General features: G+C 58.5%; 23 protein-coding genes and 3 pseudogenes. 15 read left to right on the forward strand and 11 right to left on the reverse strand.

Annotated elements, in window-relative coordinates:
- Positions 1 to 8 precede the first annotated feature (8 nt).
- The 4 genes from MTX21_RS35895 to MTX21_RS35910 form a co-directional block, all read right to left on the reverse strand.
- A complete protein-coding gene (locus MTX21_RS35895) occupies positions 9 to 692 on the reverse strand; it encodes a response regulator transcription factor (RefSeq protein WP_280971342.1) in 684 nt (227 codons plus the stop codon).
- Positions 689 to 3,364 (reverse strand): PAS domain S-box protein, encoded by a 2,676-nt coding sequence (locus MTX21_RS35900; RefSeq protein ID WP_280971343.1) that lies wholly within the window; start codon positions 3,362 to 3,364, stop codon positions 689 to 691. Before MTX21_RS35900 ends, MTX21_RS35895 begins: the two co-directional genes overlap by 4 nt.
- 119 nt (positions 3,365 to 3,483) lie before the next feature.
- Positions 3,484 to 3,930 (reverse strand): hypothetical protein, encoded by a 447-nt coding sequence (locus tag MTX21_RS35905; protein WP_135178150.1) that lies wholly within the window; start codon positions 3,928 to 3,930, stop codon positions 3,484 to 3,486.
- 30 nt (positions 3,931 to 3,960) lie between these two features.
- Positions 3,961 to 4,329: an antibiotic biosynthesis monooxygenase family protein gene (locus MTX21_RS35910; RefSeq protein WP_280969176.1), complete on the reverse strand. Its 369-nt coding sequence runs from the start codon at positions 4,327 to 4,329 to the stop codon at positions 3,961 to 3,963.
- Positions 4,330 to 4,426: 97 nt separating this feature from the next.
- On the opposite strand from MTX21_RS35910, the gene MTX21_RS35915 reads away from it, so the two are divergent.
- Complete coding sequence (locus tag MTX21_RS35915) at positions 4,427 to 4,900, forward strand: MarR family winged helix-turn-helix transcriptional regulator (RefSeq protein WP_027562320.1); 474 nt, start codon at positions 4,427 to 4,429, stop codon at positions 4,898 to 4,900.
- A 65-nt stretch (positions 4,901 to 4,965) separates the two neighbouring features.
- Positions 4,966 to 5,095 (forward strand): annotated as a pseudogene (locus MTX21_RS35920) (transposase); the annotation flags it as partial.
- Between the two features lie 207 nt (positions 5,096 to 5,302).
- On the opposite strand, the gene MTX21_RS35925 reads toward MTX21_RS35920, so the two are convergent.
- On the reverse strand, positions 5,303 to 5,476 hold the full coding sequence (locus MTX21_RS35925) for a hypothetical protein (protein WP_280969177.1): 174 nt from the start codon (positions 5,474 to 5,476) through the stop codon (positions 5,303 to 5,305).
- Positions 5,477 to 7,232: 1,756 nt separating this feature from the next.
- Between MTX21_RS35925 and MTX21_RS35930 the strand changes: the two genes are divergently transcribed.
- Positions 7,233 to 7,460, forward strand: a complete 228-nt coding sequence (locus MTX21_RS35930; protein ID WP_280969178.1) for a hypothetical protein — start codon at positions 7,233 to 7,235, stop codon at positions 7,458 to 7,460.
- 1 nt (position 7,461) lies between these two features.
- On the opposite strand, the gene MTX21_RS35935 is transcribed toward MTX21_RS35930, so the two are convergent.
- A complete protein-coding gene (locus tag MTX21_RS35935) occupies positions 7,462 to 7,644 on the reverse strand; it encodes a hypothetical protein (RefSeq protein ID WP_280969179.1) in 183 nt (60 codons plus the stop codon).
- A gap of 507 nt (positions 7,645 to 8,151) precedes the next feature.
- On the opposite strand from MTX21_RS35935, the gene MTX21_RS35940 reads away from it, so the two are divergent.
- Complete coding sequence (locus MTX21_RS35940) at positions 8,152 to 8,400, forward strand: hypothetical protein (protein WP_280969180.1); 249 nt, start codon at positions 8,152 to 8,154, stop codon at positions 8,398 to 8,400.
- Positions 8,401 to 8,582: 182 nt separating this feature from the next.
- Here the strand turns inward: MTX21_RS35940 and MTX21_RS35945 are convergent, their stop codons facing one another.
- On the reverse strand, positions 8,583 to 8,870 hold the full coding sequence (locus MTX21_RS35945) for a hypothetical protein (protein WP_280969181.1): 288 nt from the start codon (positions 8,868 to 8,870) through the stop codon (positions 8,583 to 8,585).
- A gap of 919 nt (positions 8,871 to 9,789) precedes the next feature.
- On the opposite strand from MTX21_RS35945, the gene MTX21_RS35950 reads away from it, so the two are divergent.
- The 4 genes and pseudogenes from MTX21_RS35950 (at position 9,790) to MTX21_RS35965 (ending at position 13,339) form a co-directional block, all read left to right on the forward strand.
- Positions 9,790 to 10,110: a nuclear transport factor 2 family protein gene (locus MTX21_RS35950; RefSeq protein ID WP_280969182.1), complete on the forward strand. Its 321-nt coding sequence runs from the start codon at positions 9,790 to 9,792 to the stop codon at positions 10,108 to 10,110.
- A 417-nt stretch (positions 10,111 to 10,527) separates the two neighbouring features.
- A pseudogene (gene istA / locus MTX21_RS35955) lies at positions 10,528 to 11,678 on the forward strand (IS21 family transposase); the annotation flags it as partial.
- Between the two features lie 10 nt (positions 11,679 to 11,688).
- A pseudogene (gene istB / locus MTX21_RS35960) lies at positions 11,689 to 12,395 on the forward strand (IS21-like element helper ATPase IstB); the annotation flags it as partial.
- Positions 12,396 to 12,820: 425 nt separating this feature from the next.
- Complete coding sequence (locus tag MTX21_RS35965; protein WP_280969183.1) at positions 12,821 to 13,339, forward strand: hypothetical protein; 519 nt, start codon at positions 12,821 to 12,823, stop codon at positions 13,337 to 13,339.
- A 96-nt stretch (positions 13,340 to 13,435) separates the two neighbouring features.
- On the opposite strand, the gene MTX21_RS35970 is transcribed toward MTX21_RS35965, so the two are convergent.
- The 4 genes from MTX21_RS35970 to MTX21_RS35985 all read right to left on the reverse strand — a co-directional run bounded on the left by MTX21_RS35970 (position 13,436) and on the right by MTX21_RS35985 (position 16,665).
- Positions 13,436 to 14,032 (reverse strand): aminodeoxychorismate/anthranilate synthase component II, encoded by a 597-nt coding sequence (locus MTX21_RS35970; RefSeq protein WP_280969184.1) that lies wholly within the window; start codon positions 14,030 to 14,032, stop codon positions 13,436 to 13,438.
- Positions 14,029 to 15,438, reverse strand: a complete 1,410-nt coding sequence (gene pabB / locus MTX21_RS35975; RefSeq protein ID WP_280969185.1) for an aminodeoxychorismate synthase component I — start codon at positions 15,436 to 15,438, stop codon at positions 14,029 to 14,031. Before pabB ends, MTX21_RS35970 begins: the two co-directional genes overlap by 4 nt.
- Positions 15,439 to 15,577: 139 nt before the next feature.
- Complete coding sequence (locus MTX21_RS35980; RefSeq protein ID WP_280969186.1) at positions 15,578 to 15,895, reverse strand: Dabb family protein; 318 nt, start codon at positions 15,893 to 15,895, stop codon at positions 15,578 to 15,580.
- Positions 15,896 to 16,029: 134 nt separating this feature from the next.
- Positions 16,030 to 16,665 carry a GntR family transcriptional regulator gene (locus MTX21_RS35985; RefSeq protein ID WP_280969187.1) on the reverse strand — a complete coding sequence of 212 codons (636 nt, stop codon included), beginning with the start codon at positions 16,663 to 16,665 and terminating at the stop codon, positions 16,030 to 16,032.
- Positions 16,666 to 16,779: 114 nt separating this feature from the next.
- Here MTX21_RS35985 and bioB point away from each other — a divergent pair, with 114 nt between their 5' ends.
- From bioB to panC, 7 genes are all read left to right on the forward strand, one after another.
- Positions 16,780 to 17,775 carry a biotin synthase BioB gene (gene bioB, locus MTX21_RS35990; RefSeq protein ID WP_280969188.1) on the forward strand — a complete coding sequence of 332 codons (996 nt, stop codon included), beginning with the start codon at positions 16,780 to 16,782 and terminating at the stop codon, positions 17,773 to 17,775.
- Positions 17,776 to 17,825: 50 nt separating this feature from the next.
- On the forward strand, positions 17,826 to 18,179 hold the full coding sequence (gene panD, locus MTX21_RS35995) for an aspartate 1-decarboxylase (protein WP_280969189.1): 354 nt from the start codon (positions 17,826 to 17,828) through the stop codon (positions 18,177 to 18,179).
- Positions 18,180 to 18,248: 69 nt separating this feature from the next.
- Entirely contained in the window at positions 18,249 to 19,403 is a 1,155-nt protein-coding gene (locus MTX21_RS36000) for an 8-amino-7-oxononanoate synthase (RefSeq protein WP_280969190.1), read from the forward strand.
- Complete coding sequence (gene bioD / locus MTX21_RS36005; RefSeq protein ID WP_280969191.1) at positions 19,400 to 20,035, forward strand: dethiobiotin synthase; 636 nt, start codon at positions 19,400 to 19,402, stop codon at positions 20,033 to 20,035. Before MTX21_RS36000 ends, bioD begins: the two co-directional genes overlap by 4 nt.
- Positions 20,032 to 21,306, forward strand: coding sequence for an adenosylmethionine--8-amino-7-oxononanoate transaminase (locus tag MTX21_RS36010; protein WP_280969192.1), 1,275 nt, complete (start codon positions 20,032 to 20,034; stop codon positions 21,304 to 21,306). The genes bioD and MTX21_RS36010 overlap by 4 nt, the downstream gene beginning before the upstream one ends.
- 1,242 nt (positions 21,307 to 22,548) lie before the next feature.
- Positions 22,549 to 23,421 carry a 3-methyl-2-oxobutanoate hydroxymethyltransferase gene (panB, locus tag MTX21_RS36015; protein ID WP_280969193.1) on the forward strand — a complete coding sequence of 291 codons (873 nt, stop codon included), beginning with the start codon at positions 22,549 to 22,551 and terminating at the stop codon, positions 23,419 to 23,421.
- 13 nt (positions 23,422 to 23,434) lie between these two features.
- The gene (gene panC / locus MTX21_RS36020) at positions 23,435 to 24,328 is read left to right on the forward strand and encodes a pantoate--beta-alanine ligase (RefSeq protein WP_280969194.1); all 894 of its coding nucleotides are present in this window, start codon (positions 23,435 to 23,437) and stop codon (positions 24,326 to 24,328) included.
- Positions 24,329 to 24,398: the final 70 nt, after the last annotated feature.

Raw genomic sequence — 24,398 nt, forward strand, 5'->3', positions numbered from 1 at the left:
TTGTAAAATCATACTTGGGTTTGTTCAGGACGATTGGCGCGAATTCCCAACGTCTCAGTCATTCTGATCAAGTCGGCCAGCGACCGTGCACGCATCTTCTTCATTACGTGTCCCCGGTAGATCTTGACCGTAATCTCGGCGAGCCCAAGCTCGGCGGCGACCTGCTTATTCATCAGGCCGGCAGCGACCAGTTTCATCACCCCCTGCTCGCGCGGGCTTAAGCTCTCAAATCGAGACTGTAGGTTCGCGACGATCTGCTGAGCCTCCCGTCTTTTGCGATCGCGTTCGGTCGCCGCAACCACGGCATCAAGCAGTTCCTGATCGCGAAACGGTTTGCTGAGAAAATCGACCGCTCCTTCCTTCATGGCCCTGACAGTCATTGGAATGTCGCCATGGCCGGTAATGAAAATGATCGGAATATGTATGTTCAACCTCGCGAGCTCGGTCTGGTAGTCAAGACCGCTCAAGCCTGGCAGCCGGACATCAAGAACCAGACAGCTAATAACGTCCGGGATTGGGCTCTGCAGCATTTCGCGCGCCGATCCGAATGCAATGACGCTTAACCCTACCGATTGAAAAAGATTCGTAAGCGAGCGACGCATGGAGATGTCATCCTCGACGACGAAGACAACCGCCCTTGTCGAGGACTCGGCATTGCTGGCTTCACCTGGCGAGTCAAATCGTCCTGTCACGAGACGGCCTCCTTATGCGGCGGTAGGGCAACCTGGAAGGTCGCGCCCGGTCCAGTTTTGTGGACCATTGACAGCCGTCCTCCGTGAGCTTCCACAATCGACCGGCAGATTGAAAGACCCATTCCAAGGCCACTCGACTTGGTGGTGAAGAAAGGATCCAAGACGCGGTCCGCGTCGTTCTCGGCGATGCCGACGCCGCAATCGGTCACGGCAAGTTGGATGTGCCCCACATCGTCCTTTGATGATTGAATCAGCAGTTCGCACGTCCGGTCGGTAACTGCCTCCATGGCTTCGATTCCGTTCATCACGAGATTGATGATCACCTGTTGTAGCTGAATCCGATCGCCGAGGATCCTAGGCAGCCCTGCCGTCAACTCGGTTCGTAATGTCACTCGGTGGCTCACCAGCTCTCGTGTTACCAGCGCAATGACGTCCTTAACGACCTCATTGATATCGAGCGGCACCATCTCAATCTCGCCTTTCTTCGCGAGCGCGCGAATACGACGGATCACCTCGCTTGCCCGGATTGCGTCTTCGATGATCCACTCCACCGAAGAGCGCGCGGCGGAAAGATTAGGCGCTTCCCGGCCCATCCAACCGAGGCACGCATCGGCGTTGCTGATAATAGCGGCGAGTGGCTGGTTTATTTCGTGGGCGATGGAAGTTGTCAGCTCTCCTAAGGTCGTTACACGCGTTACATGCGCAAGCTCCGACTGTGCCTTTCGTAGCTCTTGTTCGGCTTGATCGGCGCGAATGGTAGCGGTGATGTCAGTGCTGACGCCACGGTAGCCGAGAAAATTGCCCTTTCCATCGAAAAAAGGCTTGCCACTCGTGCGGACGTAGATCTGAGATCCTGTCCGATTCACGGTGCGGTAGACGAGATCCCGAAATGGAAGATGGGCCTCCAACGTCGCCCGATGCTGCCGCCACTTCTCGGGTTCCTCTTCGAGGTCGCACGCAATGTCCCAGCGAAGCAGGCCGATCAATCCTGTCGCCAAAATTCCCGCAGCGCTGGTGTGCTCGGATAAGCGAGTGACCTGATGATCCGGCCCGGTCTCCCAGAGCCAGTCGGAAGCTGTTTCGGCGTAGTCGCGAAAGCGCTGTTCGCTTTCGCGCAGCGCGGCAAGTGTGTTTTCCAGGCGTTCCCTAGCTGCGTGTTGCTCGGTGACATCCATATGTGTTCCGATCAGCTCGCTGACGTTACCATCGCTGCCGACCACCACATGTGCAACGGAGTGTATGCGTCTTATCCCGCCATCCGGTAGAAGGATACGAAAATCATATTCGAACCGCCCCTCCTTGTGTTCAATCGCTTGGCGCTGCACCTCCTGTAGCCGCGGCAAGTCGTCCGGATGGATGCGCGATCGAATGGTCTCGATCGATACCGGCTCTCGTGGGCTAAAGCCAAACAGACGATCGACCTCGGCGGAGCGATACACGAAATCTAGACCGTAGACGTCCCAGGACCAGCTGCCCGTGTGACTGAGATGCTGGGCTTCGGCCAGATAGGCCTCGCTGCGGCGCAGCTGCTGTTCTGCTCGCCTCGCCGCCGTAATATCCGTAGCTGCCCCAACAAACTCGATATCACCAGAGGCTGTTCTCGTCGCTCGTGCCTGCGCATGGATGTGCTTTACCGAGCCGTCCGGTAGCAGAAGCCGGTATTCGTGCTCGAAATCGCTCGGGTCTCGCATTGCGCGATCGATAATTTCTTTAACCGAAGCCCTATCATCTGGATGAGTGCGCTCAACGACGAGCTGCGGCCCCGGCTGCACTCTGTCAGGATCTAATTGGAAAATGCGAAATGTTTCCTTTGACCAGAAGGCCTCGCCCGTAGTGGGGTTCCAGCTGAAGCTGCCTGTGTGACTCAACTCCTGCGCCTGGGCCAAATGTGCTTCGCTCCGCTGCAGGGCGAGTTCGGTCCGCCTTCGCTGCGTGATATCTTCGCAGGCGATAAGGACAATGGGCTGCTCATCGCCCCAGAGCATGGCTTTGGCGTTTTCACGTACCCACAACACCGATCCGCCCTTCCTGACTTTCTGGACGTCCCACGTGCGCGTCTGTCCGACATCCTCAAGGCACGTCCGAACGCATTCGCGAACGAACGCGCGATCCTCCTCCAGAAATACGTCCAGCACGGATCGACCGACCAGTTCAGCAGGAGCATAGCCGAGTTGTGTCGCGCCGAGCGTATTGACGTTGAGGACAGTGCCGGCTTCATCGACCATGAAGTACATGGCCGGATTGTGCTCGAAGATGGCGCGCCACCGCTTTTCGCGATCCTCCAAATCGGCCGCACTCCGCTGAAGCTCGGCCGCAACGACACGCGCAGCCTCTCTTTCCTGGCGGAGCTTTCCGACCAGGTGCGCTCCCACAATCGAGGCAATAAAGAATGCAACAACCACCGGCAGATCTTGGGGGGCATCGAGTCGCAGGCTGAACGCCGGCGGCGCAAAGTAGTAAGCGAGAGCAGCGATGGTTACGATGCAAAGCGCCGACGACGCGATGAAGCTGCCCATCAGCGAAAACAGCAAGATCACTAACAAATACGCGAACGCCGTCGCGGCGAAATGCGCGTGAAGGTACAAGCAGGCCAGTGTTGCCACGGTCAGGGTTATGCTGCCGAAGGTAAACTGAAGGGCCGAACGTTCTAAACTGCTGATCGGGCTACGCATTCTGATACCATCCGGCTGTTCTCCGGCGGGAGAGCTATAACATTTTAGGGCGCGTACTCATAAAGCCACGACAATACCGGGCCTCAGGTCAGTTGTCCGCGCAGTTCTGGTTGAGGTGATCAAGCGGGTTTGTGGCGCAACCATCCCTTCATTTTGAGACCGTCCCGCATGTTGAGAGCCAGAAGTGTAATGTTTGTTGCGCCCGCGACGAGCTCGATCACCTGCACAGCATAGAACGTGGCATCGAATTCTGCCGCCTGAGCCTTGGACGCAAGGAAGAGCGCAGACGGAATAAGAATCAGGATGCCGTTTCCTGCAATGAATGGCATGCGCTTGAATTTGGCCCCGATCAGTCCGGCCCGGCGCGCCTTTGCCAAGATGACACCTGTACCACCGGTCGCAGCGAGCGCCGGAATCAGCAACAAGAAACCCCACGGTATGGTGCTCTTAACCGCTGCAACTGTGGCATGGGACGCGAACAGCTCGCTGAGTACCGTCGACAGCCAAAATGTGCCGATCGTTCCGATAGCCAAGGCGCCAGCGACAGGATGGATCAACTTGATCATGAGTATCTTCCCTTCCTAAAAGGAGCAGGGCTAGGCAACGCAGATGCCGGGCACGGCAACTTTCTGGAACAGATGAGGGGAGGCTATCGCGGAGGCCGGATAGCTGGCGATTTTTGCTAGAAAGTCAGGATGGGTGAAGGCCGCGCGGAAGTGTGCGGTGGATTCCCAGACGGCGTAGTTCAGATAGGTCGAGCTGTCGCCGAGAGCTCTGTGCAGCTGAGTGGAAATGAAGCCCGGCTGTCGCTTCATGAACGCTGCGTCGTCCTGCCAGGTCTTGAGAAAAGCCGCCTCATCGGCTTTGTCGAGTGTGAATGGGTTCACCAGGACGACCGAATTTGCCTCAATAGCGATCTGGCGGTCGATCGGGAAAGAAGGGTCGAGTGGGCGTCGCAGCGACATGAGTGCCTCCATTGCTATTTGATATGTGATGTCTAATTGGTATTATGATCACATAACACTTTGACATCATGATGTCAATAGAAAACAATGGTGACAAATGAAAAGAGCCAAGCGAACCCCGGAGGGTGACGCCCTGACCGACCTTGTTCTCGATCTATTCAGGCTCGACAGCCTATTTCTGACGGCCGGCGACCGTCTGGTCGCCCCGCTTGGCCTAACAAGCGCACGCTGGCAGGTGCTTGGCGCCATTGTGTCCGCCGAACGTCCCCAACCGGTCGCTTGGCTCGCACGTGACCTCGGCGGCAATCGTCAAAACGTGCAGCGGATTATCAATGATCTGCACAGAGAGGGCCTCGTATCTTTTGAGGTCAACCCGCATCACCGACGGGCGCAGCTCGTCGTACTCACTAAGAATGGACAGCGCGCCTTCGAAGCCGCAATGGAGTTGCAGGCTCCCTGGATCAACGATCTTTCAGAAGGGCTGTCGGTCAAGGATATACGGATTGTCCATCGCGTGATCACGGCCTTGCGAGATAAGCTTGAGGGCAGCCGTGAGGACAAGTCGGCCTGACATGGCAAAAGCATTGTGATTGGCCCGGCGCCCGTGATTCAAGCTCCCAAACTGGGCTTCGAATCATGCGCCATGAACTAACGGACTACGAATGGGCAGCTATCGGGTCTATGCTACCAAACAAGCCGCGTGGAGCCCCTCGGGTAAAACGACCGACGCGTCCTCAATAGTATCTTCTGGATGCTGCGATCTGGTGTATGGTGGATTTAATGAGTCTCAACCTTAGTACGCGGTTCGCGCGCCGATTGCCCTCAAGCCGCACGACCTCATCGCGCAGAACCGTCCTCGGGATATCGTGCGGACTTCGAGTGTACAAAGCATCTAACACTGATCTTGTTAAATCATGATTATCGAGAATTAGTGGGAGGTGTTTTTGCGACCGACCAAAGTTTGGCAGTTCATCTAGGAACTGCCGAGTGCATCCTCCAGAATAGCCTTAAGACGCGCGGCTCTCTTTACCAGCTCGCGATCCAGGTCCGCTTTGATGGCTACGGCATAATCGTTGCTGATCTCTACGGCATGGCCCGAATCGTTGTGGTCCAGCGTCCCTGCGGGCAGGAGCTGATAGGCTTTCATACCCAGGACGTGCGTATCGTTCGCCCAAGCGGCAACTCGTGCTTCATCATAGGGCGGGGCTTCGACTGTCGGCAGCGGATCGGCATCCAGCGGATCAGCATAACTCCGCCTGGAGATCGACCAAAGAGTCTTCCGACATGCTGTGGAATGTCGGCGCGCGCGTATATGACGTGCCGTCGGACCGCTTCGCGTGCAAGATGACATGAAGTTTGTTACCGCCTTGATCGCCGTTTTGTTCGCTTGCGTGCAACGGCTGCTCCAGGTCCCAGATGGACAACGAGCTTCAGCGCGCGGAACCTGTTTTCCTTAGAGCGCGAATTGTTTTTGAGGATCGCAATCGCCGCCGGAAGACCTTGGACGATGCAGGTGCCCTGGTTGCTTCCATCCTGGCGATCGAGGGAAGCGTCGTACGTCGGTGGTTCGATGTCAATATCGATGAAATGCCAGCGATGGGTGTCCTTCCGGTACGAATTTATAGTCATCCGCCCAGTTTGAGATGGCGGCCAGCGAAGTGTCGCCGATCGGCTCCTTGAGCTTGGCCTGCGCTGCCGGACTTAAGTGCCGCTACGCCAGTTCCGCAATGACCGAATGACGTAGCTGTCCCCACGCCAGGGCGGAAGATGTGCTGCCTACAAAGCAGCGGTGCAGATCGCGAGTATGAGTCTGAGTGGCTGCCCAATATTGATGAAGTGCGTCAAGTCATTTGCGGACTGAGGCAGGTGCTTGGGTTACGGCACGTCGACCGGGGGCATGGACGCCGTCGGGCGTGGCACAAAGCCATTCTGGTGCTGGTCACGTGCCGCAAATATGATCGTAAAAGTCGCGAGGAGGATCAGGAGTACGCGCATGCAACAAGGATTACTCGAAACGATATATCGCAATTATGAAACGGCTCACATCTCGGCCTTGGAGCAGGGACGGCTCTTACGGGGCATCCCACGCACACAGCGTATTGGCCAGCAAAAAGCTCACAAACCTTGATACTCGTTCGTTTTCGCCAGTAGCCGCCGAACAGCGGGATGTTTGCGCTCAAAAAATGCATTTTCCCTTGAGGGCGGCAGGAATAGTGCAGCGAATTCGAGTGGTAATTTAGTGCTTGGCTATTCACCGCGGAAGGCAGCCGCCCCCTCGTGCTGCTTCCGGGCGCACCATGAAGGACGGTTCATGCGCATCATGACGTTGTGTCCGGTAGCCTGTTGGCGCTGACCGCCGCCGGCCTCGCGCTGCGTTGCTCTAGTCTGCTTACATTTGCCTTCATTTAAATCCCGCGCTCGACGTTCGGCACGCGAGGCTTTCTACGAGACGAGCTCGCGCAAAACCGTACGCCGCTGGCCATGGCGCGTGGTATGGTTTTCCACATGTGGAGGCCCGGCGATTGCAGATTGATCCGCTCAGGTTTCCGTAGGGATCCGCTTCCTCGAATGACTCCATTTTCGGATGTAGTGCCCCTGTTTCTGAACGACCGACCTGATCTCCTGGCCGGGCTTCGTGCAGTTGCCCACTAACAACGTAAGGCCCCCTCCATCGAACGATATGGTTAGTCTTATGATTGCGCTCGCATCACGCGTTTTTTGCGTGGGTTGCGCAGCATTTTTGCGCCAGGTCAACTTCGGCGCGACAACTATCGACCCTCGAACAATCAGGCACAGGAGCGCTGGAAGCGTCACCTAGCAAATCCCCGACGCGCACAGCCTTCGGGGGAGGTGTCGCGTGCCATGGAAAACTGCCCCCTGTCGCCCTGATTGCCGCGCAGCACATGAAGACCGCGGATAAGCTGGGCGTGGACGGCGTCCGCATCTGGGACGCATCACGAGCCGCCCTGATGGCCATCATGGATCAGGAATACGATCGAAGGGATATCATCCCCGAAGTCACGCAGATCGTGCGGAGCAGCTTAGAGACCAATATCGACGACGCGAAGACTGGCAAGATCTGCAAGTACACCGGCAAGTTCGAAACGATGGGCTGGCTGAAGAAGAAGTAGCCTATCGGCTAAGCGGCAGCGCCAGCTGCACGCCGATCTTGCGTCCGAGCTGGCCCTCGATGAAGTCCTTTAGTGCCTCGGACACCTCGCGCCCTTCGGTGCCGATCCGCCACTCGAGTTCGCGGGCGACGTCTTCGGAGGCGTCTCTCGACCAACCCTCGGCCGGATTGAATCCCACTACCATTCAAACCTTCTTCGCCGCAAGACGGCGCATCACCCCATCGTCACGCTAAAAAAATGCGTTTCTTCCTCGCAACAGCAGGAATAGTGCACTCGATTCGAATAATGGTTTATGCGTTGGCCGGTCAAACGGCGACGGCAGCGAGTGCTGCTCTCTTTCTGTGATGTAATATGAGAGCGTTGCATGGCCAATCATGACCTTGTCTCGGGAAGCCTCCTGGCACTGACCGCGGCCGGTATCGCGCTGCTTTGCTCGAGCCTGCTCGCCTTTGCCTTGATCTAAAGCGAACACGCTGACTGCGTTTCACGCCTTACGCATTCAGCCTCACGCCTGGGATGCTACACATGAGAGTGAAACTCTGAACCGCTTCAGGTACCCCGGGAGCGAGACTACCCCTGGTTGTTTCAATGTGAGGCGGTCGCTCATGCAGAAGCACCTCAGGGGCGGCAGCAAGATCGATCCGAAACTGCAAGAGAGCTGTTCGACGACGAACCTCGTGAGTCGCTAGCGATGAAAAAGTACTATTTTGATATCCGCCACGGCAGCCAATTCATTCGCGACGATGAAGGTGTGGAGTTTCCAAACGCCGAGTCAGTGCGGCAAGAGGCGACCACTACACTCTCGGAGATCGCTCGCGAGTGCGTCAGAGGCGGGCCGCAGCACCGCATCGCAGTTGAAGTGCGCGATGATCATGGCCCTATATTGGAGGCGAGCGTAAGCTTCACGGTGAAGCTGCACGGTAGTGTCCGCTTAGGATAGTCGTGAAAAGGTCCCCTAGCCCTAGGCCGGCCTTGTGTTCGGCCGGCTGCCCTTGTCGCGGAACAGGAAGGGATAGTTGATCTTCTCGATGTGGATGCGGCCGTTGATCGGTTCGACGGCGGACGAGCTTGGGCGCGGAGGCTTCGGGATCGGCGTAGGGGCGAGGTTCGGCGTACTTCACTTTAGGTCCATGAAATTTCGCGATTCAGGCTTGATATAACCTGCCGCAGGCTGATGCTTCGCAAGAACGAGTGCCACTGAGACGGGCCCAAAAAGCCCATTCTCCCGCCTCCAGCATCCCACACAGCCACGGCATGCCCGCCCAATCCCGCGTCGTGGGCTCGCATCTCCAGAGCATGCAGTTCTTGCTGCTTTTCGCCATCGGGTAGTCGGCCAAACCGCTGATCCAGCGGAAAAATGATCATGTCTTGGCCTTGTTCGCGAATATGCGCGAGCTTGAGAGTGGGCATCGATTTTCTCGAAAATTGATTCGGAAACGTCAATCAACTTACCCGAGCTTGCCTCACTGTGCCACTTTACGCGAACTCCTCCATCAACCTTATGGCCCCCTATGCCACGGCTGGCCCCGGTCCGCATCGATCGCGCGAGGGATGACACTCGCTGGGGCGATGCGGTCTACGCTGCGCAAGCCCAGAAGCGCCAAGTGAACTGCCACTCGGTCGAGGATCTGAACCTGGACGCTGTTGCGGACCAGGTGGCCCGCGAATTCCCGGACTATATCGTTTCGCCGGGCCCCATCGTAGCGCCGCACGCTCCTTAAGTGACGCCAGAACGCAGTCTTCTGACACGCTGATCCCACAATTGCTGCTTACGCGCGATTGCCATGGGCATTTCGCGACGAGGATTCCCGACCTGCTCAGCGTTGCGCTCGTGCGACGGCGGCCGCCGAAATCCATCGAAGAAAACGGCCAAACGCGGGAATTAAGCGTGAGCGCGCGGGCGATCGCACCAAAAGTCGCACCCGAATTTGCTACTCGCCTAAGGAACCATGTCCGGGGGCGACTCAATGGTTACTGACGACACCAAAGGTGTGGCTCATCGAGTCCCATTCGATCCGCCACGTGGGGCAACGTACATGTCTGTTGACGGTGTCACCATTGGCAACTGCCTCGTGCTGAACACGGGCAACGATGGTGCCCTGCTGGAGCCCGTCCTGCCGACGTTTAACGAGTTCTTCTTGATCTTCACTCCAATCTCAGCGGCGCGCCAGGTTTTCCGACGGTGCAAGAGGGCCGCGCGTTCAGGGCACTAAGATGGAGGTCCAATATGAGCGCAAGCAGCCGTGCTTCGCGCGGCAGAAGACGAAGGACTACCGAATTGGCGGTAGTTTGAGGCCTGACCCATCAAATTCGGTTGGTAGTGAAGAATATGTCCTTCGACCCGATGGCCGCAGCGATTGATTGGCTGGACGCCTACCGCGCTGGCGATCTCGACACGATTTTACGAATGTACGCTGATAACGCAGTGACCGATTGTAGTTGCTGCGTCAAAGAAATCGTTACCGACAAAGTGCGGCTGAGAACGTTCTTGGCGGAGCGTCTGAAGGATTGCGGGGCTTCTGATTTGGACGATCTTCAACCCATAGCTGATGGCGCGTCCGTCTCATACGCCGCGCCCAACAGGGTAGTGCACGCTATCTTGGAGTTCGGCACTGACGGCAAGATAGTCCGCATGCGTTGGTCGGACTAACACTCATCGCGCGGTTCAGCTATTGCGTGAGCGTCACGAGAGGATCATCGTGCCCGGCCTTGACTTGCGCGGAATGCTTTGGATTGGCCGATTTGACGCTGCCGTTGCGTGATGATGGGGTGATCGCGGGTTGGAGCGGGCAACGGGGACCTCGGAATGACCAGCGAGTCGCAGCTACGCGAGAAGCTTCGGAAGATCGAGGCGTTGTTCGCGGGGGCCGGAACTGCTGGTGAGCGCCTTGCGGCGGAAGCTGCGCTACAGCGGGTGCGTGCCCGGGTCGAAGAGCTCGCTCGCCACGATCCACCGATCGAGCGCAATTCTCAACGCCGGAAGAGGGAAGGGGCCCTGTTGTCTCAAGCGAGAACGAAGCAGAGAACACGGCGATTGACGATGAGTCTAGCAACATCGGATACCGGTAGCCGCTTCTGTGAACTCTACAAGGCCTGGGAAAGCCGCCTGTCGGTGACGATGCGCCAATCGCATGCCGTCGGCGACAAGCTGTTCGTGGACTATTCGGGCGACGGCGTGCCGGTGACCGCCTGACCGGCGAGATCCGCAACGCGCAGATCTTTGTCGCAGTGCTGGGCGCCTCGGGCTTCACCTAAGCGCAGGCGACTTGGACGCAAGGGCTGGCCGACTGGATCAGCGGTCATGTCGGCGCGTTCGAGGCGATCGGCGGCGTGCCGGCGCTGGTCGTACCCGACAATGCCAAGACCGCCGTGATCAAGGCGTGCTTCTACGATCCGCAGATCAATCGCAGCTACGCTGAGATGGCGGCGCATTACGGCACGGCAATCCTGCCAGCGCGGCCACGCCGTCCGCAGGCGGTATTAGTAATCGAGCGCTGGCTTATCGGGGGCCTGCGCCACAGCATCTTCCATAGCCTCGCCGAGCTCAATGCCGCGATCGGCGCGATGTTGCACAGGATCAATGACGAACGCCCGATCCGCCGGCTCGGCGTGACGCGCCGGCATTTGTTCAATGAGATCGATCGGCCGGCGCTGAAGGCCTTGCCTGCGACGCCCTACGTCTTCGCCGAATGGCGTATCCGTCAGCATCGACTATCACGTCGACTTCGAGGGTCACTACTACAGCGTTCCGCATCGCTTCGTCCGCGCCGAGGTCGAGGTGCGGCTCACTGCCCGCACGGTGGAGATCTTCCACAAGGGCGAGCGGATTGCCGCGCATCAGCGCATGAGCAGCAATCACAAGCACACCACCGTGCCCGAGCGCATGGCCTCCAGTCATCGGCGTTACGCCGGCTGGACCATCGAGCGCATCCGTAAGGATGCCGCGGCGATCGGGCCTCCGACGTTGGCACTGTGCAATCTTATCCTCGACGAGCGACCGCATCCGAGCAGGGCTTCCGCGCCTGTCTCGGCATCATCAGGCTTGCCCGATCCTATGGCCGCGAACAGCTCGAAGCCGCCGCCGCGCGTGCGATCGACATCAGCGCGGGCACTTACGGCCCGGTCAAATCGATTCTCGCCAACAACCTCGATCGTCGTCCTGAACACGGGACTGCGATCGTCCACGCTAACATCCGCGGGCCGCGCTACTACAATTAGGAGAACAGACGTGCTGACCCATCCGACACTCGATCAGCTCCACGCTCTTGGCCTGCATGGCATGGCCAAGGCCTTTATCGATATCCAGGCTTCTGGCGAGGCCAATGGCCTCGGTCATGCCGAATGGCTGGCGCTGCTGCTCGATCGCGAATCCTCCCTGCGTGGCGACAAGCGCCTCTCCGCTCGCCTGCACTACGCCAAGCTGCGCCAGCAGGCTGCGTCGAGGACATCGATTACCGCACGCCGCGCGGCCTCGATCGCGCGCTGTTCGCTTAACTTGCCGAAGGCGGTTGGATCGATGCGCATACCAATCTCCTGATCTGCGGACCCGCCGGTGTCGACAAAAGCTGGCTTGCCTCGGCGCTCGGCAATAAGGCCTGCCGCGACAACCGCTCGGTGCTGTATCAGCGCGTACCGCGACTGTTCTCGGAGCTTGCTCTGGCGCGCGGCGATGGCCGCCATCAACGCCTCCTGCGCGTGCTCGGCCGCGTCGATCTTCTGATCCTCGACGATTGGGGCCTCGAGCCGCTCGATGCCGCCGCTCGCCACGATCTCCTGGAGATCCTCGAAGATCGCTATGGCTGCCGCTCCACCATCGTCACCAGCCAGCTCCCTGTGGACCAGTGGCACGCGCTGATGGTCGCCACCGCGATCCTCGACCGGCTCCTGCACCACAGCCACGTGCTGACCATCCGCGGCGACAGCTACCGGCTCCGCCAAGCGAAAGAGCGGCCTCATCAAGCCGCCCGCCGCCGACGGCCCTCCGGTCGGCTCCGCCTCCCTCCGTCCCGTCAGCGGCGGAGCCAACCTTCAACCGACATCATGAACCCGAGGGTGGGGGCAGTTCTTCATGACGCAAAGGAGGCAGTTCCAGATGGCGTTTGACAGGGGAGGCGGGCCTCTGAAGCAAGCAGATATAAATGTGCTCACGGTAAACCCCTCTACCGGCCCTCATTATTTACTCACCACCTGCAGCGCAATGCGTAGCTCGTAAAAAGCCTGATACGATCAAGACCCGGCTTTGGGGACAACATTGCTGAAAACGATGCGGCGGGGGTTGCGGCTCGCGGCAGCTCTTGACCGTCATCTGCTATCGCGGCAACGAGAACAACCAGAGCAGATCGAGATGATGAGAACAGGGTGTGGCTGTGACGGATCAATCCCAAGCATCGGAGTTGCCGTCGGTCTTGCAGAGATCGTCGAAAGGCTTTCGTCGGATATTTGCTCTTGTAGCCGTGTTGCTCGCTTTTTGCGCCGGAGCCTATTTTTGGACGAATATCGAAACGTCTGCCGAGGCGCCGCCGGCGCATGAAGTCGTGCCTCCCACGCTTGGCTTGTCATCTGAGGATAGGGCCGTCCTTTTGGGGATCCAATCGGGGCAGCAGAAGACAGCCGATGAAATTGCCGAGCTCAATCGCAACGTCGATGCGCAGCAAGCCGATCTAAAGCGGATCTCGGATCAGATCGCAGCCCTGACCCAAAGAATCGAGAAGCTGCAGAATCCTGCGCCTGTTGCTTCTCCTGCTCCTGCGGCTTCTCCGCCACCCGTGCGCACCACATCCAAGCCGGCCAAGAGAGACGTCCGGCCGTCGAAACCGCAGGGTCCGGTTTCTGTCGGAGGCGCGCCGCTGACTGCGGAGCCGAGCACGGAACAGCGCTGATTGCCACAAAATGCCTGCCATATGACGCTGCGCCTTCCAACGACGTAAGGACGCGGAAACCAACGGTCCACCATCTTGATCGGCAGGCCGAGCCTCTCATTGCTCCGCGTGGTTTCGGAAATCCTCTGCGAGGCGCAAGAAGTTCATAAGCAGGACGTGCCCCTGTGAGGTAAGGATCGACTCGGGATGGAACTGGACGCCATAGGTGGGATAATAGCGGTGCGTGAGGGCCATGATCTCGCCTTCCTCCGAACGCGCCGTCACTATGAGGTTCTGCGCACATGACTGATCAAGCTCGACGCTAAGAGAATGGTAGCGCCCGACGCCAAGCGGGGTTGGCAGCCCCTTGAATAACCCTCGGCCGTCATGCGCAACGTATGAGCACCGACCGTGCATGGGCCGATGCGCACGCGCCACCCGTCCTCCGAAAACGCTCGCAATACACTGATGTCCAAGGCAGATGCCGAGAATTGGTACGCGTCCTGAAAGCTCGCGGACCACTGCTGTCGATATTCCTGCCTCAGTTGGGGTGCAGGGGCCGGGCGATATGACCACCGCGCGCGGCTTGAGACCAACGAGCTCGCTGATGCTGATAGCGTCGTTTCGGATTACTTCCGTTCCTTCACTGAGCTTGTGGAAATAGCGGGCAATGTTGAACACGAAGGAATCGTAATTATCGATGATGACAATCAAAATGCACCAGCTAGTTCAGAACCAAATGCATCAAAGATTCGCTCTGCCTTGGCGAGCGTTTCCTCGTATTCGGCCTCGGGCTCCGACATGGCCGTTATACCGCTGCCCGCATGAAACACAGCCAGGTCGCCATCGATCGTGACAGTGCGGATCGCAATGTTTGTGTCCATGTGCCCGTTGAAGCCGATGAAGCCGATCGCCCCGCAATAGACCTCTCGCGCTATGCGCTCGATTTCTGTAATAATTTCCATCGATCGCAGCTTTGGCGCTCCCGTAATGGAGCCGCCGGGAAAGCAAGCTCGGAGCAGGCTAACGGCGTCTTCGTCTCCGGCAAGTTCCCCCTTAACGATCGACACGAGATGGTGCACCGAGGCATAGGACTCGAGATTGCACAGGGCTGGAACCTCGACCGAATGCGCAGTGCAAACGCGTGACAGATCGTTACGCAAAAGGTCGACAATCATCGTGTTCTCGGCATGATCCTTTTCGGAAGCGAGGAGAACAGCCGCACGGCGCTGGTCTTCCTTGGAATCAGGCGAACGCGCGATCGTGCCCTTGATAGGTCGTGTCTCGACTTGTCGCCCCTCAAGCTTCAGGAATCGTTCCGGCGAACTTGATGTGATGGTCAGCTTTCCGTATCGTAGCAGGGCCGCAAAAGGCGCCGGATTCAATGTTCGTAGCTGGCAGTAGAAGGCGAGCGGATCAAACGAGGTCGACAGGCGGGTGCTGAAACGCTGCGCAATATTCGTTTGGAACACGTCACCAGCCAGGATCAAGTCGATCACGCGTTGTACCGCCGCAATGTAGTCCTCGCGGCTGAAGTTCGAGCGCCATGCGCCCGCTTTGCTGGGACAACCATTCTGTGGCGCCTTTGGACCGGCAATCAATGCTCCAAACTGGTCGGCTCGACGGCGCGCTCGTTCCCTCCGTCGCACGGGATCCTGCTCCGGCCATCCGGTCGAGACGATCCAGCATTTGTTATCCCGGTGGTCGAAGCTGATGACCACGTCATAGAAATGCAGGATGGATTGGGGCAAACCCAGACCGGCAATTGCCGGCGCAGACAATCGCTCCAATGTCCTGTTCATGTCGTAGGCAAGGTAGCCTGCCGTTCCTCCCTGGAAAGGCGGGAGATCGGGACGATGCTCTTGCGGGTACTTCGCGAGCAGCGTGCGAAGGACCTTCCATGGATCGGCCTCGAGAGTCAGTCCGTTCCAACTGGCTTGGCCGTTTACTACCCTATAGGTGCTGAACGGGTCGCACGTCAGATATGAGTAGCGCCCAAGCAGCTCGTGCCTTGCTGCGCTATCGAGAAACGTGAGATGCGATCGATGCCCAAGACGTCGCATCACTGTGACAGGTTCGACCCACTGCAACTCGCGAACGTACATCGGTTTATCGGTCACCGGCGGCTGACGTCGTGAAAGTGCCGTACCATCTGTTGCCCCACCCGATGAGAATGACGCTTGTCTGCGATGGCCGGAAACTTGAGGTCCATTGCCAAGTTAACCCGGCGGTGGACTTTTTGCTGCGGCAGCACCTGGATCATCCTGCCGTGGAGGCGAAAGGGGTATCTATTGATACATTGTAGTCGGCCGCGAACCGCAGCTCGCGGAGCGGTCGGACCCGTTTAATCGACTCCTGGTAGAGATCGTGCGCTTTGTAAGCTGCGAGCTCCGCCTCGCTGTCGAACTCGCCATAGACCACGATGTCGATATCGTTGCCGAGCTGATCGGTCTTGCGGTTGCGGGCAACCTCAAGCCGGCGCGCATGTGGTATCGTGGTGAGAAGCGAAAGACCTTCGATGATCTGGTCGATATGCGCCTCGTCCTTGGCGCTGAAGAAGACGATGTGACGAATCATGGCCGTCCGTGGAGATGTCGCTAGCGGGGGCATAACTATCTGGGAATAGAACCCGTTGCAATGAGGCTAGTCGCTTGCCGCATGATCGTCGCTTGCGATCGTCGGCGATCCGCAATGAAGCTTGACAGATTTGCTCAGGACGCCGGAAGCGCAAGGCGCTCAATGGTTTGAATGTGTCGCGTAAGCAGGTTACAGGCTTGATCGATGTTGCGCGTTCGCAAGGCTTGCAGAATCAGGCGGTGATCTTGATTGGAGCGCGGTCGCCAGCCCACCGACCGCGCCATCGCGAACACCAATCGAGAATTGGCAAGCTGCAGTCCATCGAGGCTCGCGAGCAGACGCGGCATTCCGCAGGGGGCGACCAAGGCTTGATGAAAGGCGCGGTTGGCCATTTCAAACTCCTCGATCGTCTTTGCATTGTCTCCTTCGGTCAAGGCGAGCTCGATCCGAGCCAAATGAGCTGTTGTGAGCCTTGGCCCCGAATGGCGCAATGCCACCACTTCGAGCGCGGCGCGCATTTCGGCGATCTCCTTCACTGAGTGGGTATCGAGCGGGGCCACCCGAACACCGCGACGCGGCACAGCGACAACAAGATGTTGTGCCTGCAGCTGCCGAAAGGCCTCGCGCACCGGGACGTGGCTGGAATTGAATTCTCGTGCAACGTGATCCTGACGAAGTGGCGCGCCTGGCTCTAAGGCGCCGCTGATAATGCGCTCAGCGATCGAGTCCGCGATGCGCGCGACCGTCGTCATGTTGTCAGCAGTGATCATAGATTATCTACCGCAATAACCGGTGCATTTGCGAGGCAGCTCGATTAGCATCTCTTTGAGAGCAATGACTATAGATAATTCACGCGATTATCTACAATTGGGCGGGGTTGGGTTATGGATGCTGCTGCGCAAATCCAACGGAAGGAAGCAAGCAACGGGGCACAGGTTCGTAATGATTGGATCGTCGAAGAGGCTAAGGCGCTCTACGACCTTCCTTTTGCCGACCTGATGCTTCAGGCGCAGCGCGCTCATCGCAAGAACTTCGATCCAAACCACGTCGAAACCGCGAGCCTGCTCAGCATCAAGACCGGGGGCTGTCCGGAAGACTGCGGCTACTGCTCGCAAAGCGCGCATTACGAGACCGGCCTGAAAGCCACCCGACTGATGCGTTGCGCAGATGTGATTGCGACCGCGCAGCGCGCGAAGGATGCCGGCGCGACGCGCTTCTGCATGGCCGCGGCCTGGCGCACGCCAAAAGATCGCGATCTCGATTCCGTCTGCGACATGGTCAACGCGGTCAAAGGACTCGGCATGGAAACGTGCGTCACGCTCGGCATGCTGACACCGAACCAGGCCGCGCGCCTCGCCGAGGCCGGCCTTGACTTCTACAATCACAACGTCGACACATCGCCCGAGTTTTACAGCAAGATCATCACCACCCGCAGCCTGCAGGACCGCATCGATACGCTGGCGCATGTGCGCGATGCCGGCATCAAGATCTGCTGCGGCGGGATTATCGGCATGGGCGAGCGCGTCGAGGACCGCCTAGGTATGCTCGTGCTGCTCGCCAATCTTCCCAACCATCCCGAAAGCGTGCCGATTAACCTGTGGAACAAGGTCAAGGGCGTGCCGGTGGAAGATACCGCGGAGCCTCCCGATCCGATCGCGCTGGTCCGCCTGGTGGCGACCGCGCGGATCATGATGCCGAGGAGCGTGGTTCGCTTGTCCGCCGGGCGGCAATACATGACCGATGAATTGCAGGCGCTTTGCTTCTTGGCCGGCGCAAATTCGATCTTCATCGGCGACGTGCTATTGACCACCAAAAACCCGAAAGTTGATCGCGACGCGGATCTGCTGGCCCGGCTCGGCATCACGTCCGGGCTCGCCTGACGGAAGCAGTGCGCGCAATATGTTGCCTCCACATCCAGCCTAGGTGAGAAATGCAGATAACTTTGATGAAGGGCAAAATCCATCGTGCCTCGGTGACCGAAGCTGATCTGCACTATGAAGGCTCGATCTCGATAGATCGTACGCTCCTGGAGGCAGCAGGAATGGTGATCAACGAGCGCGTCGAAATCTACAATGTCGAAACAGGAACGCGCTTTGCCACCTACGTGATCGAGGCGCCGCCGAGGTCTGGCACGATAAGCCTGAACGGTGCGGCCGCCCGACTGGCGATGCCCGGAGACAAGATCATTATCGTTGCATATGCCTCGTTTGACGAGGCCGAAGCAAAGATATTCAAGCCACGCGTTGTGCGTGTGGACCGAGACAATCGCATCCTAGCAAGTTGAACCTAAAGGGCCATCCTTAAACGGCCAACGGATCTTTTGCGGGATTTGATGCGATCCTGGGAGTGATGAATGCGGTCAATCCAAACAGCTAGACTTAGTCCCTACGTCGCAGCGTTGAATGCCTTGAACGAAGATAAACGGCTGCGCTGCCTCAAGCCGCGCGGGGGGATCGATTTCGCATCAAACGACTATCTGGCGCTCGGGAGCGCCCCGCGCATCAAAAAGGCGATGGTCGCCGCGCTCGAGGCGGGCACTCCGGTTGGAGCGGGCGGGTCGCGGCTTCTGCGCGGCAATTGCGAGGAGCACGAACGGCTCGAAACAGAAGCGGCTCAGTTCTTTGGCGCGGAGACAGCGCTTTTCTTTGGAGGCGGCTACATCGCAAATTTTGCTCTCCTGACAACGCTGCCGCAGCGCGGCGATCTGCTCGTTCTCGATTCGCTCGTGCACGCCAGTATTCACGAGGGGGCGCGGGCCGGCCGCGCAGAGTGCCGAATTCACGCGCACAATGATCCCCAGTCAGTCGAAGACGCAATTCGCGACTGGCGAACCAAAGGTGGAACGGGCCGCGTCTGGATTGTGGCCGAAAGTCTCTACAGTATGGATGGCGACTTCGCTCCAATCGAAGAGCTGGTGGCAATCGCCGATCGCCATGACGCATTTCTGATCGTGGATGAGGCTCATGCCACAGGCGCTTACGGGCATCAGGGACGAGGGCTTACGGCCCCTTATGACAGGCGCGAAAATCTCATCGTCGTTCATACCTGCGGCAAAGCGCTCGGTGCGGCGGGTGCACTTGTTACGGCCTCCGGCATCCTGCGCGATTTCATGGTCAACCGGTGCCGTCCGTTTATTTTTGCCACCGCCCCATCACCATTGATGGCCGTTGCCGTTCGAGAGGCACTCCTCATCCTGCAGAACGAGCCGGAGCGACAGCAACGGCTGGCCAAACTCGTTGCGTTCGCGCATCGGCAGATCACCTCGCTTGGTTTGCGCACGCCATCGACCTCTCAGATCGTGCCGTACATCGTGGGTGACAATGCTCATGCAATACGACTTGCCTCTGCTCTGCAGGCCCGCGGCTTCGATATCCGCGGAATTCGGCCGCCAACCGTCCCTGCAGGCACCGCCCGTTTGCGAATTTCGTTGACACTCAATGTTGGGGAAGAGGACGTGCGCGCAATGCTCGATGCGCTGGTTGAGGTAACGAGGGGCTCGTTTTGTTGAATAAGAGGATCGTCGTGACTGGTACGGACACTGGGGTCGGCAAAACGGTATTTTCCGCAGGGCTCGCCGGCCTTCTCGGCGCGAATTACTGGAAGCCGGTCCAGGCTGGGCTCGAACAAGAGACCGACTCCGAGTGCGTCCGCCGCCTCGGCGGCCTCTCGTCCGATCGGATTGTCCCGGAGCTCTATCGACTTCGGACGCCTGCGTCGCCCTATTACTCCGCGGAGATCGACGGCGTTCGCATAGACACAGAGACGCTTGGATTGCCGAACAGCGGCGAGCAGCAGCTCGTGATCGAGGGCGCCGGCGGACTCATGGTGCCGCTGACAGCGCGCACTCTTTTCATCGACATCTTCGAGCGCTGGCAGCTTCCCGTTGTGCTTTGCGCAAGGACGGGACTGGGCACAATCAATCACTCCCTGCTCTCCATAGAGGCTCTGCGAAAGCGTCAGATTCGAATCCTTGGAATTGCGTTCATTGGCGAAAGAAACGCCGAAACTGAAAGCGCGATTTGCGAGATCGGGAGAGTGCGTTGGTTGGGGCGGCTCCCGTGGCTTGTTCCCCTCACGGACGATAGGCTGCAGGCCGCTTTCAAGAACTCCTTTGTTAGCAGTGATTTCCTGAACCTATGAAGATAGCCAAGAGGTCGCCGATCTGGCACCCGTTCACGCAGCATGCTCTACAGCGGGACATGACGAAAGTGCTGCGGGGAGAGGGGGCTTATCTCTACACCGAAGATGGCCGCCGCCTTATCGATGCAATCTCCTCCTGGTGGGTCGTGACCCACGGCCATTGCCATCCATACATCGTGAACGCGATCCGAGAGCAGGCAGGCAACCTCAACCAGATCATCTTCGCCGGATACACTCACGACGCGGCTGAGCAAGTTGCGACGGAACTATTGAAAGTCACCTCCCCGGCGCTCGAGCATGTGTTCTTCTCCGATAGCGGATCGACCAGCGTCGAAGTCGCGCTGAAAATGGCGCTCGGTTACTGGCACAATACCGGAAAACAGCGAACCCAAATTGTGGTGATGCAGCACTCGTACCATGGCGACACGATCGGGGCGATGTCGGTAGGCAGCCGAGGCGTCTTCAACGCGGCCTACGGGGCGCTGATGTTCGAGGTAACCTCGATTCCGTTCCCGGCAAGAAATCGTGAGCAAATAGCGCTCGATGCGCTTGAAAGCGCGTGTCGAAACGAACATCCAGCGGCCTTTATCGTGGAGCCCCTGATATTGGGCGCCGGTGGAATGCTGATGTATTCTCCCTCGGTGCTAAGAGAGATGAAGCGGATCTGCGAAGCCTTCGACGTCCTGTTCATTGCCGACGAGGTCATGACGGGCTGGGGCCGGACGGGTACCTTGTTTGCGTGTGAGCAGGCCGATGTCACGCCCGATATTGCCTGCTATTCGAAAGGCCTCACGGCTGGGGCGCTGCCGCTCGCCGTCACACTCTGTCGTGCCGATATTTTCGATGCGCATTATTCCGAAGATCGTACGCGTACGTTTTTTCATTCGAGCTCATATGCGGCCAATCCAGTGGCTTGCGCCGCCGCCAAGGCCAATCTGGACCTATGGCAGGATCAGGAATATCGCCGGCGGGTGGCATCCTTGGCCAGAATGCAAGAACAGGCACTCGCGCCATTCCGCGCCGATTCACGGTTCGCAAACGTCCGACGGGCAGGAACAGTCACAGCGCTTGAACTCAATACGAGCGATGCCGGCTATCTGGCGGACATCGGTCCGAAGCTTCTGGCGTTCTTCCAAGCGCGGAATCTGGTGTTACGCCCACTCGGTAACACGATCTACGTGATGCCGCCTTACTGCGTTACGGCGGCCGACCTTGATGAAATCTATGCTGCCATCGGTGACGCTGCTGACTTGCTGATGCGAGGTGCATGAGACTGTGCAATCGTCTGCAGCTTGCAAGGCGAAAGTGTCCGTATTGCTGCCGTTTGATAGTGCAAGGAGGATGCAGCACCCACGGCTCGCAGGGCTGATCGTGCTTTAAGCGCTCTTGATCCAACTGCCGCAGCAATCCTGCGGACTAGCTATGAAAGGCGCGGCATTTAGCCGAAATGTCGAGCGAATTGCATTAATCACGATAGAGAAATCCATTATCTTGAGCAAATTCTCGGCTAGGCATTCTGCGGAAAGTACTGCTTCGCGGGCCAGCCGCACATCAGAGTCAAGGCTCTTGATGGTTGCAAGACCAGTGAGACTGACCGCCGGGCGGCCGCACCTTTGGTGCGCGCGTGGTGCTGCGGTGAGAGGGCAGCGGGGCTTCCCACGTAAATGTCTGACAGGAGGCGAGAATGCACATTGGCTTCCGTAATTCCCTCGACCATTCAGCCACATGCTGCGCGATATGCGGCGGAAAGTTTGGGCTGATCCGCCATTACTGCTGGCGAACGGCCCTTTGCTCCAAGAAATGCGTCAACCGCTTCAAGGCGCGGCGGGAGGCCGATCAGAAATGGCTTCGATGGTTGCGAGCGGCTTAGGAGTAGACTGAGTTGTGCCGGTTGGCCAGACTTGTTGCGAATTCGAGTGGCCCTCTAGAGCGCGTGGAAATCAAGTGACAGAAACATCGGCAAAAATAATCGACTGCCTACAGGGCCAGCAGGCTGGCTCGGTCTGAGCGCCTTCGCGACGACATCTCCTCGACCGCGACTCACGCTGCGCTTACAGCGGCCTGTCACTTTTGGACGTTCCTGGCCTGGCATCCGTTTGCTTTGCTCGGTGCGCCAGCGCCGAAGCAGGAGCCTCACGAGTACCCCTAGGGCGCAGGCACGAAGATGTGCCCTAAGACGAAGTCCCGTGCATCTGCACCTCGGTCCAGGTCGAGCCGTTACCGTTTGGAGAGACTGCAATCAGCCCAGAAACGCGTGCAGATGGTGGCTCGTCGCGAGCGCCGCTCCTCGATCGAGGCGGCGGCCTGCATAGTCGCTGAACCTGTACGGGAAGACGAGCCATCGGGTAGTGAAATCGCGATGAGGAAGGTCTTGTCTCATGATTGCGCGACCATTGGACTGTTTTTGCGTTGTTCTCCAGTTCTTGAGAACTAGATCTCCATGCCCATGCCATTGACAGGTTTGTCCCGTCTTCTCTAGGAAGCGCCGACGGTGTGTGGGGAGCGGATCCAATATGAGCCACAGTTCAGAGCAGCCTCTAGAACGTGTCACGATTCCGGCACTGCAGCAGTGGAAGGATAAAGGACGGCGTGTCGTGATGACCACCGCCTACGATGCGGTTGCGGCGCGCATCGCGGATCCCATTGTCGAGATCATCCTAGTCGGCGATAGCGTCGGAAACGTCTGCCTGGGATTCGACAACACGCTGCCCGTCAGCGTGGCCATGATGAATCATCACCTGGAGGCTGTTGCGCGCACAAGGCCTCGAGCCTTGCTCGTGGCCGATATGCCGTTTCTTAGCTATCACCTCAGCCAAGAGGAGACGCTACGTAACGCCGGCGGTTTTCTGCAGCGTGGCGCCGATGCCGTGAAACTCGAGGGCGGAGCCAAGCGTCTCGCAATGGTGCGCGCTTTGGTCGATTGCGAAATTCCCGTAATGGGCCACCTTGGCCTCACTCCGCAGAGTGTCAATGTCATGGGTGGATTCAAGGTGCAGGGCCGCAACGCCGATGATGCCTTGCGTCTGCTCGATGATGCCCACCGTTTGCAGGAAGCCGGATGCTTCGCTCTCGTCCTGGAGGGGATCCCGGCCGAGCTCGCCGCGCGCGCAACTGAGTCCTTGAGGATACCGACCATCGGGATCGGAGCGGGGTCGAGTTGCTCGGGCCAAGTGCTCGTATTCCATGACGTATTGGGATTCTCTGAAGGCCATCGGGCCAAATTTGTTCGAGCCTATGCCAACGGCTTTCAGTTGATGCAGGAGGCACTGTCGCGCTGGGCTGCCGATGTTCGTGACGGTGCATTCCCCTCGCCACAAGAGTCCTATCGGCTTCCCGAGGACCTTCGCGACACGATCGCAAACTGGACTCCGTCCAGCTCAATCTGATTCAGGGCGCAACATGCAAACAGTAACGACGATCGCAGAGCTCCGCCGCGCTCTCGCAAAGGCTCGCAATACTGACAGGCGCGTCGGCTTCGTGCCGACAATGGGCTATCTGCATGAGGGTCATCTGGCGCTTGTCACCGCGAGCCGGGCGCAATGCGACGTCACGGTCGTTAGCATCTTCGTCAACCCGACCCAGTTCGGACCGAACGAGGATCTCAACACCTATCCGCGCGACTTCCTGCGCGATGAAAAACTGTGCCGCGATGCGGGTGTTGCGATCGTCTTTGCGCCTGGTGCGCAGGAGGTCTATCCGGCTCAATTTGAGACCTTTGTTGAACCGGGTGAACTTGCAAAACCACTGTGCGGAGCGTTCAGACCTGGACACTTTCGCGGTGTCGCAACTGTCGTCTGCAAGCTGTTCAATATGGTGCAGCCGGATGTCGCGTTTTTCGGACAGAAGGACTTTCAGCAATGCGCGGTTGTACGACGCATGGCGATCGACCTTAATCTTCCCATCGAGATCGTCACGGTGCCTACCGTGCGCGAAGCTGACGGGCTCGCGATGAGCAGTCGCAACCGCTATCTCAACAAAGAGAAGCGTCGGCAGGCGGTTGCGATCAGTCGCGCTCTGCTCGCGGCAGAGTCCGCGTTTAAGGCCGGCGAGCGTGACGTCGAGAAGCTCGTAACAATTTCCAGGCGGCATTTGAATGAAGTCGATCGGGTGCAGTACGTTGAGCTCATCGATGCCGACACTCTCAAGGCGGTCGCGAGCCCCTTGACTCGCCCTGCGGCTCTTTGCGCGGCAGTCTACGTCGGCTCGACCCGCCTGATCGACAATGTAATCCTCAAGCCGGAAGCGAAATGCCTTAAGCTGAGCGCGCAAGCAGCCGATCTTGATTGGCTTTGATCTTTTTGGTCCTCGTTGGCCTGCGATGATGACAGCTAGCGCAAAGGGTTTCCAGCGTTCAAAGCGCCAA

The organism is Bradyrhizobium sp. ISRA430 (genome assembly GCF_029909975.1).
GTDB lineage: Bacteria > Pseudomonadota > Alphaproteobacteria > Rhizobiales > Xanthobacteraceae > Bradyrhizobium.